The organism is Streptomyces sp. NPDC002742, from assembly GCF_042888885.1.
Lineage (GTDB): Bacteria > Actinomycetota > Actinomycetes > Streptomycetales > Streptomycetaceae > Streptomyces.
The window spans coordinates 74,733-82,842 of record NZ_JBIAQF010000035.1 but is presented as its reverse complement, the minus strand read 5'-3'; the positions used below and the strand labels follow the sequence as shown (position 1 = coordinate 82,842).

Below are 8,110 nucleotides of genomic sequence, written 5' to 3'. Positions count from 1 at the left end.
ATGCTCCGAGACGGCACCTTCTACGAACCCCGCCTCCCCGAAACCACCCCTGCATGACCAGCACGGCCTTGACGAAGGACATAGAGGCACCCCCCGGCAGGACGACCGGCGGGACCACGGGAGCGGCATGGCCAAGGAATTCACCACGGACATCACCGGCGCTGTAGTCGACAGCTTCGCGGGCACGGCCGACCTGAGGCTGCGTGAGCTGCTCGGCGCGCTCGCCCGCCACCTGCACGCCTTCGTCCGCGAGACAAGGCCGACGACGGGGGAGTGGGAGAGCGCCATAGGTTTCCTGACGGAGACCGGGCGGATGTGCACGGACACCCGGCAGGAATTCATCCTCCTGTCGGACGTGCTCGGCGTCTCCATGCTGGTGGAGACCCTGAACGGCCACGGCGAGCCGGGTGCGACGGAGTCGACGGTGCTCGGATCCTTCCACCTTGCTTTCGGGCAGGGTGCCCGGTCCTTCAGGGCCGGGGTGAATGCCCGCTCCCGCGGGGCGGGGCGGGGCGGGGCGGGGAAGCCGAACCGCCGACAGGGCGGTTCGGCGCCTCGGGCGAGGCGGTGGTGAGGCCGGCCTCGGGCGGGTGCGGCAACTCGGAGTCGACGGTGGTCGTTTGACGGCGGCCAGCTGGCCAGCTGATGGCCGGGCGGGTCGGTGGCCGGGAGCGGTCACTCGCACGGGTGATGTCGGTCGATGGTGTGGGCGGTCGGGGAACGTGTTGGCTAGGTTCACGGTCATGGCACGGTTTCGGATGTACCCGACGGGTGAGCAGGCGGGTGTCATGCTCGGCCACTGTGCGCACGCCCGGTACGTCTACAACCTGGCCGTCGAGCAGCACACGCACTGGTACAGGGGCCGGAGGGCGGCGCCCGGTTTTGCCGAGCAGTGCCGTCAGCTCACCGAGGCCCGGCGCGACAACGAGTGGCTGGGCGCAGGCAATGCGGACGTGCAGCAGCAGGCCCTGAAGGACTTCGCCAAAGCCAAGAACGCCCGCTTCACCTCCGGGTTCGGTGAGCCGACCTGGCGCAGGAAGCACGTGCACGAGGGCTTCCGTGTCATCGGCACCGGCCGCATCGGGGAGTTCGAGGCGGACGGCTCGCCGAAGCTCAACGCGAAGACCGGAAAGCAGGTCATGGGCCGCTCGGTCGTGGTGCGCAAACTCAACCGCAGGTGGGCGCGGGTGAAGGTGCCCGGCTGCGGCTGGGTCCGCTTCCGGCTCAGCCGCAAGGGCAAGGGTTCTGAGCTGCCGAAGGCGAAGACGTTCCGTGTCACCTTCCGTAACGGTCAGTGGCACATCGCGTTCGCGGTCGTCCCCGCCCCCATCGACGGGCCTGGCACGGGCGAGGTCATCGGCATCGACCGGGGCGTGAAAATCACCGCCGCCCTCTCCGACGGGCGGAAACTGAACTGTCCCCAGCTCACCGTCAGGGAACGCGCCCGGATCCGCAAACACCAGCGCCGGGCCGCCCGCGCCCCTAAGGGCAGCGAACACAAGAGCGCCGAGTACGCGAAGGCCGCCCGTATCAAGGCCCGTGAGGCAGACCGGCGCAGGGACTGGTGCGAGAAGACCAGCACGATGCTCGCCCGCACCTACGACCTGGTCCGGTTCGAGAAACTCAACGTCAAGAACATGACCGCCTCCGCGAAGGGAACGATCGAACAGCCTGGCCAGATGGTCAGACAGAAGGCCGGGCTGAACCGGGTGATCCTCGCTCAGGGCTGGGGCCTGCTCCGGCAGCGCACCGGGCACAAGGCCCCGGGCCGGGTCGAGGACGTCCCCGCCCCCTACACCAGTCTGCGCTGCAGCGTCTGCGGTTGGATCGACAAGAACTCGCGCAAGAGCCAAGCCGAGTTCGTCTGCTCCTCCTGCGGCTTCACCTGCAACGCCGACACCAACGCAGCAGTCAATGTCGCGGCAGGACAGGGCGGGATCCCCCGCCCCCGGCGAACAGCCGGTGCCGGAGGGGTGACAACGGCCACCGGCCGTTCGAACACCCGTGAACCCCAACCCGCACGGGCTGGAATCCCTCTCTTTCAAGAGGGGGAGGATGTCAATTCATCGCCTCGGCCGAGGGCCACGCCCCCGTCACCACGCACATCTTCGTGGCGGGCAGCCCCTATCTGGACTCCGACGCCGTCTTCGCGGTGAAGGAGAGCCTCGTCCAGGACTTCGCCGAGACGGACGATCCCCCGCTGGCACGGGAGTTCGGCGTCGCGAACCCCTTCCGGCACGCCCACTTCGAACTCGTACTGGAGCCGGCATGACCACCCCGCTCGACTTCTCCTACGAGACCCGGCCCGCCCGGGTCGTCTTCCGGCCCGGTGCCTCGGTGACCGCGACACCGGGGGAGGCCGCGCGGCTCGGGCTGCACCGGGTGCTCGTGGTGTGCGGCAGCCGCGGCGCGGAGGCCGCACGGGCGGTGGCGGACGCGCTGGGCGACAGTTGCGTGGGGGTGCACACCGGCGCGCGGATGCACGTTCCCGTGGAGGTCGCCGACGAGGCGGTCGAGGTGGCGCGGGCGACGGGTGCCGACGGGTGTGTCGCCGTGGGCGGTGGCTCCGCGATCGGCCTCGGCAAGGCGATCGCGCTGCGCACCGGCCTGCCGCTGATCGCCGTGCCCTCGACGTACTCGGGCTCCGAGATGACGTCGGTGTGGGGTCTGACGGAGCACGGGGTCAAACGCACCGGACGCGACTCCTCCGTACAGCCCCGCTGCGTCGTCTACGACCCCGATCTCACCCTCGGCCTCCCGGTCCCGCTCTCGGTGACCAGCGGCGTCAACGCCCTCGCGCACGCGGTCGAGGCGCTGTACGCCCCCGACGCGTCGCCGCTCGTCTCCTTGATGGCGGAGGAGGGCGTACGGGCGATGACCGGCGCCCTTCCGGACGTGGCGGCGGCCCCCGGCGATCCGGAGGCGCGCGGCCGGGCCCTCTACGGCGCATGGCTCTGCGGCGCCTGCCTCGGCGCGACGACCATGGGCCTGCACCACAAGCTGTGCCATGTCCTCGGCGGCACCTTCGGTCTGCCGCACGCCGAGACCCACACCGTGGTCCTCCCGTACGCCCTCGCCTACAACGCGCCCGCCGCCCCGCGGGCCATCGCCGTCCTGTCACGGGCCATGGACAGCGACGACGTCCCCCGCGCCCTGCGGGACCTCGCGGGGGGCCTCGGCGCTCCCCGTACCCTCGCCGAACTCGGCCTGAAGGAAGCCGACTTGGCCCGCGCGGCGACCCAGGTGGCCGCGGAGTCCTACCCCAACCCCCGCGAGGTCACCGCGAACGGCGTCCTGGGGTTGCTCACGGCCGCCTACGAGGGGTGGGAGCCGCGGAGCGAGGACTCATAGGGCGACGGGCCGCGTCCGTCGCCGCCGGCCCCTTCCCGCCGCCGTTCGTGAAGCCGCTCACCGGGTCCGGCGGCCTCGATTCCGACGGCAACTGGGTTGCAGCGAAAGGGAGTTGAGTCCCAAAAGGGGCGGGGCCACCCCAACAGGCCGCCTCGCCCTCCCCATTGGCGGATCCTTCATCGCTCCGACACCCGCGACCTCTGGTGTTTTCCCCGCCCGCCCGGAAGGCTGACCTGGGCATGCCAATACGACCGCCTGGTCTGCCCCGCCCCCACGCCGCGGTCGATCTGGAGGAAGCAGTGACAAGAAGCTCGCGGGCCCGCAAGGTCTCGCTCATCCTGGGCAGCGCCGTAGCGCTGGTCGTCGCCTTCCCGGGCAACGCGCTCGCCGATCCGCCCACGGCCTTGCCCGGGAACGCGGACGCGCTGGAGTCGACGTTCCAGCCGGCCTTCGACTACGACACCGACGGCTGCTACCCGACTCCCGCCATCGGCCCCGACGGCACCATCAACCCCGGTCTCAACCCCTCCGGGGCGCTGAACGGCCACTGCCGCGACTCGTGGGACCTCGACAACACCAACGGGTACTCCCGCGAGAAGTGCAACAACGGCTGGTGCGCCATCATCTACGGCCTCTACATGGAAAAGGACCAGGCCGTCGTCGGCAGCGGTCTCGGCGGGCACCGCAACGACTGGGAGCACGTGGTGGTGTGGGTCCAGGACAACGAGGCCAAGTACGTCTCCACTTCGGCCCACGGCAACTTCAACATCTACACCCGGGACCAGATCCGCTGGGACGGGACGCACCCCAAGGTCGTCTACCACAAGGACGGCATCGGCACGCACTGCTTCCGTCCCGCGAACACCAATGACGAGCCGCCGGAGAACCACTACCACACCTGGCAGTTCCCCACCCTGGTGGGCTGGAACGGCTACCCCGCCGGGCTGCGCGACAAGCTGAGCGCGTACGACTTCGGCAGCGCCGTGTTCGGCCTCAAGGACGGCAACCTCAACTCCCATCTGGCGAAGGCCAAGCCGGCCGGCATCGCGTTCGACCCCAACGCCTGACAGACGGCCGCTGGTGGGTGATGCGCGCCCGGCGCCACCCACCACGGCCCCTGCCGGTACGGACCACCACGGCCCGTGCGTACGGACCCTAGGAGTTGAGAAGCCGCTCCTGGTGACGTGGCGGCCTGCCCGCCTGCCACGGCAACACCTCACCGAACCGCACCAGTTCGCCGTAGTGGGCCGGATCGACCTTGTCGCGCAGCAGCAGATGGAGGATCGCGACGGCGGCCTGCGCCGGGGTCTGCGCCTGACTGAAGTCGGTGAACCACGGGCGCGACAGCGCTGTGTCCACGAGCCCCGGGCACACCGCCGCGACCAGGGTGTCGCGCGCCAGGTCGGCGTCCCGGCGCTCGGCCGCGACCGCCCGCACGGCGGCGACCTGGGCCACCTTGGACGGCACGTTGATCCACCGGGGCCAGCCGAGTTCCCGTTCGGCGCCCGCGTGCACGGCGGCCCGCCAGGATTCGATCACCCTCTCCACCTCGTCGAGCGGGGAACCGTCGAACAGCGGATGCAGCCGGGTGTCGAGATGCCCCAGCGTGCCCAGCGAACTGGCGACGACGATCAGCCGCCCACCGGGGCGCACCATGGGGCCGAAGGAACGCAGCACCGCGTGCGTGCCCCCGTTGGCGACATCGATGAAGGCGTCGGCCTGCTCCGACTGCGGCCGCTCCGGCGTCAGCGTGACGCTCGCGTTCGACACCACGATGTCCACCCCGCCGTGGCGCGCGCCGAGTTCGGCCGCCAGTTCCCGTACGGCGCCTGCGTCGCTGACGTCGAGGACGCGGCCCTCGACCCGGCTCACGGTGGCCGCGGAGGCGTTGACCCGCGCGACGGCGCCGGCGACCCGGTGCGCGTCGCGCCCGGTGAGCAGGACCAGGTCGCGGCGGTCCATCCGGGCGGCGAGCCCTTCGACGAGCGCGAAGCCGAGCCCCTGATTGGCTCCGGTGACAAGAGCGATGCGTGCGTTGGTCATGCCCACCACGCTAGGAACACCTCGGGCATGCGTCCAACGAAACCTGCTCAGGTCTGGTATGCGTAATCGTCATGGACTTCACCGATGTCTCGTTGGTCGCCCTGCGTGTCTTCCGTGAGGTGGCCGAGCGGGGCACGCTCACCGCGGCGGCCGGGGCCCTCGGCTACACCCAGTCCGCCGTGTCCCGGCAGATCGCCTCTCTCGAACGGGCCGCACGGGCACCGCTGTTGGAGCGGCGCAGGGACGGCGTGCGGCTGACCGCGGCCGGACACGTCGTGCTGCGCCGGGCCGTGACGGTTCTCGACCAGATCGACGCGGCGGCGCGTGAACTCGCCGGGCTGCCCGCCGACGCCGGGACCGTCCGCCTCGGCTGGTTCGCCAGCGCGGGCGCCTTCCTGCTGCCCCGCGCCGTCGCCGCACTGCGCCGCAGCCATCCGGCGATCACCGTCATCACCCGGGAGGGCAGCACTCCCGCGCTGGTCCGCGCGCTGCGGGCCGGCACCCTGGACCTGGCCCTGCTCGCCTCGGCGCCGCCGTTCCGGCCCTTGGACGGCGAGTCGCCCCCGCTGACCGTGCGTACGCTCGGTGAACGCAGCCTGCGGCTCGCGGTGCCGGCCACCCATCCACTCGCCGCCGCCGACTCCGTCGACATCGCCGACCTGCGGGGACAGCGCTGGATCGCCGGCTCGTCCGTCGGTGACGAGCGGCTGATGGGCGTCTGGCCAGGACTGGACGAACGCCCTGTGATCGCCCACACCGCCCGTGACTGGCTCGCCAAACTGCACCTGGTGGCCGCGGGCTGCGGTCTGACCACCGTTCCCGCCTCACTCGCCCCCGCCGCGCCGGCCGGCGTACGGATCCTGTCCGTGCACGGCGGCTCGGAGGAGCGGCGCCGACTCGTCCTGGCCCGCCTTCCGCACCCGCTGCCGGAGCCGGCAGCCCGGCTGGCCGACGCACTCCGGTCGGCCGCGGCGGACCTGGACGAACCGGCCTGACGGCGCCCCTCTCCGTCTCGCCCGACGCCCCTCTCCGTCTCGCACGTCTACCCTCTCCGTCTCGTACGGCGCCCATCCCGCCTCGTACGGCGACCCCACCTGCGCTGGGACGATGACAATGCGTGCGCGGTCATCCACCGACGTGCGGTAGGGTTCGGGTGCGCGAACACGCGGGTCACCGCGAGTGAGACGCATCGGGACGTGGCGCAGCTTGGTAGCGCACTTGACTGGGGGTCAAGGGGTCGCAGGTTCAAATCCTGTCGTCCCGACTGGAGACAGTCGCAGGTCAGGGCCGGTTTCGGAGGTATCCGAAACCGGCCTTTGATCATTTTTGGGGACCAGTTGGGGACCGGCTCGGCCGCCACTCGTGGGTGCATTTCGCCTGCCACGGGCGGCAGGATCTTGCGGAGCCATCTCGTAACGCAGTCATGCTCTACGACGAACCGCTTGATCCCGACCGTCACTTCAAAGGATCCGCACCCTTCTTAGTCGTGCGTCAGGAGGGTGCGCAGACGCGGCGGTGCGGCCGAGGCGGGCGGGCCCATTTCGCCGAGCAGAACAGCCGAGTCACCGATGCGGTCGTCGAGGAGGCCGAGCAGGGGCGGCATGACCTCGGCCAGATCACCACCGGCTGCCCGCAGCGCGGCAACGGCTGCCAGCCGCGTGTGCGGGTCGGCGGCGGTGGTCAGCGGCCGGATCGTGTCCCGTGCGCTGGCCGCCGCCGGGCCGAACGCCCCCAGCGACTTCAGGGCTGATCGCATGATGTGGTGCTGCTCATGGCGCACCGCGGCGCCGAGCGTATCCACAACCACAGGCACCGCAGCCGGGTCGCCCAGCGCGGCCAGGGCGGAGAGGACCGCGTTGGCACTCATCTCGGTCCACTGCTGGGACAGGTCGAGCCGGCGCAGGTGGTCGCAGAGCCGGGGCACCAACTGGTCCGCCGCCCGCGGCAGATACCCTGCGACCTGGACCGCGCGCCAGGCGTCGACGTCGCTGTCCAGCGCGGCCGGCAGACTCGGCAGCGCGCGCGTGTCGCCGAGGCTCGCCAAGGCCCGGACAGCCTCCTGGTGGCTTCTGCGCAGCAGCGCCTGCGGTACGCCGTTCTGCCGACGCAGGCGGCGCAGCTCCTCCCGCTCAGCCGTCGTCAGCCCGCCCGACCCCCTGGCCCCGGTCCACCTGGTCCTGCCTGACCCGGTTCCGCAGTCCTTCGGCGCCGACGCCGAGTTCCCGGGCCACCTCGGTGACGGTCCTGCCGGAGGAGCGGATCAGGGCGACCGCGTCCGCTTGAACGCCTCCGTGTACCGCCTGCTGCGGTTGCTCTTACTTCCCACCTGGCACTGCTTCCTCTGGAACCTCACGTCCCAGTCTCCAAGTGTCCAACGTCAAGGGGAAGCTTCGATTCCCGGACAGCGCACCGATCCGGAGAGCTCCGAGTGCGTCCAGCCCACCCACGTGCCTCGCCCCCATGACGCCCGGTTACGCGCACGCCTGACCGCCGCGGTGACCGAACCGGAACCTGGGCGTGAGGGCATGAGCCCCAGAACGCGGCGGTGCCCCGATCACCCAGGGTGATCGGGGCACCGCCACGTTGCCGTCCGGGTAGCTACTCCGCCGCGCTACTCGAAGGAGAGGGTGCCCTGGCCGGGCTGGCTGAGGTAGTTCTGCCAGCCGGAGGAGAGCGGCTGGTTGGCGCCGAAGCTGGTGCCGGAGCCGAGGTGGGT

Annotated in this window: 7 protein-coding genes, 1 tRNA gene and 2 pseudogenes; 7 read left to right on the top strand and 3 right to left on the bottom strand. The window is 71.1% G+C overall.

From position 1 onward, the window contains the following. Positions 1 to 127: 127 nt before the first annotated feature. The 5 genes and pseudogenes from ACFYW8_RS39365 to ACFYW8_RS39345 form a co-directional block, all read left to right on the top strand. A pseudogene (locus ACFYW8_RS39365) lies at positions 128 to 445 on the top strand (dioxygenase); the annotation flags it as partial. A gap of 298 nt (positions 446 to 743) precedes the next feature. Further along, positions 744 to 2,156 (top strand): RNA-guided endonuclease InsQ/TnpB family protein, encoded by a 1,413-nt coding sequence (locus ACFYW8_RS39360; protein ID WP_389090310.1) that lies wholly within the window; start codon positions 744 to 746, stop codon positions 2,154 to 2,156. Then, a pseudogene (locus ACFYW8_RS39355) lies at positions 2,060 to 2,272 on the top strand (6-chlorohydroxyquinol-1,2-dioxygenase); the annotation flags it as partial. The gene ACFYW8_RS39360 and the pseudogene ACFYW8_RS39355, both read left to right, overlap by 97 nt. Beyond that, positions 2,269 to 3,351, top strand: coding sequence for a maleylacetate reductase (locus ACFYW8_RS39350; protein ID WP_389090307.1), 1,083 nt, complete (start codon positions 2,269 to 2,271; stop codon positions 3,349 to 3,351). The pseudogene ACFYW8_RS39355 and the gene ACFYW8_RS39350, both read left to right, overlap by 4 nt. Positions 3,352 to 3,650: 299 nt before the next feature. Continuing rightward, a complete protein-coding gene (locus tag ACFYW8_RS39345) occupies positions 3,651 to 4,418 on the top strand; it encodes an NPP1 family protein (RefSeq protein WP_389090305.1) in 768 nt (255 codons plus the stop codon). A gap of 88 nt (positions 4,419 to 4,506) precedes the next feature. Here the strand turns inward: ACFYW8_RS39345 and ACFYW8_RS39340 are convergent, their stop codons facing one another. Then, positions 4,507 to 5,394, bottom strand: coding sequence for an SDR family NAD(P)-dependent oxidoreductase (locus ACFYW8_RS39340; RefSeq protein ID WP_389090301.1), 888 nt, complete (start codon positions 5,392 to 5,394; stop codon positions 4,507 to 4,509). A gap of 71 nt (positions 5,395 to 5,465) precedes the next feature. On the opposite strand from ACFYW8_RS39340, the gene ACFYW8_RS39335 reads away from it, so the two are divergent. Together ACFYW8_RS39335 and ACFYW8_RS39330 are read left to right on the top strand one after the other, a co-directional pair. Beyond that, a complete protein-coding gene (locus ACFYW8_RS39335; RefSeq protein ID WP_365869795.1) occupies positions 5,466 to 6,389 on the top strand; it encodes a LysR family transcriptional regulator in 924 nt (307 codons plus the stop codon). A 195-nt stretch (positions 6,390 to 6,584) separates the two neighbouring features. Then, positions 6,585 to 6,658: transfer RNA gene (locus tag ACFYW8_RS39330), tRNA-Pro, on the top strand. Between the two features lie 216 nt (positions 6,659 to 6,874). On the opposite strand, the gene ACFYW8_RS39325 is transcribed toward ACFYW8_RS39330, so the two are convergent. Beyond that, positions 6,875 to 7,471 carry a HEAT repeat domain-containing protein gene (locus ACFYW8_RS39325; protein WP_389090328.1) on the bottom strand — a complete coding sequence of 199 codons (597 nt, stop codon included), beginning with the start codon at positions 7,469 to 7,471 and terminating at the stop codon, positions 6,875 to 6,877. A 52-nt stretch (positions 7,472 to 7,523) separates the two neighbouring features. Beyond that, entirely contained in the window at positions 7,524 to 7,625 is a 102-nt protein-coding gene (locus tag ACFYW8_RS39320) for a hypothetical protein (RefSeq protein ID WP_389090299.1), read from the bottom strand. Positions 7,626 to 8,110 lie beyond the last annotated feature (485 nt).

Excerpts from the sequence above, each read along its gene's own strand:
- ACFYW8_RS39360 (WP_389090310.1), top strand. The coding sequence starts at position 744 with ATGGCACGGTTTCGGATGTACCCGACGGGTGAGCAGGCGGGTGTCATG.
- ACFYW8_RS39350 (WP_389090307.1), top strand. The coding sequence starts at position 2,269 with ATGACCACCCCGCTCGACTTCTCCTACGAGACCCGGCCCGCCCGGGTC.
- ACFYW8_RS39340 (WP_389090301.1), bottom strand. The coding sequence starts at position 5,394 with ATGACCAACGCACGCATCGCTCTTGTCACCGGAGCCAATCAGGGGCTC.
- ACFYW8_RS39335 (WP_365869795.1), top strand. The coding sequence starts at position 5,466 with ATGGACTTCACCGATGTCTCGTTGGTCGCCCTGCGTGTCTTCCGTGAG.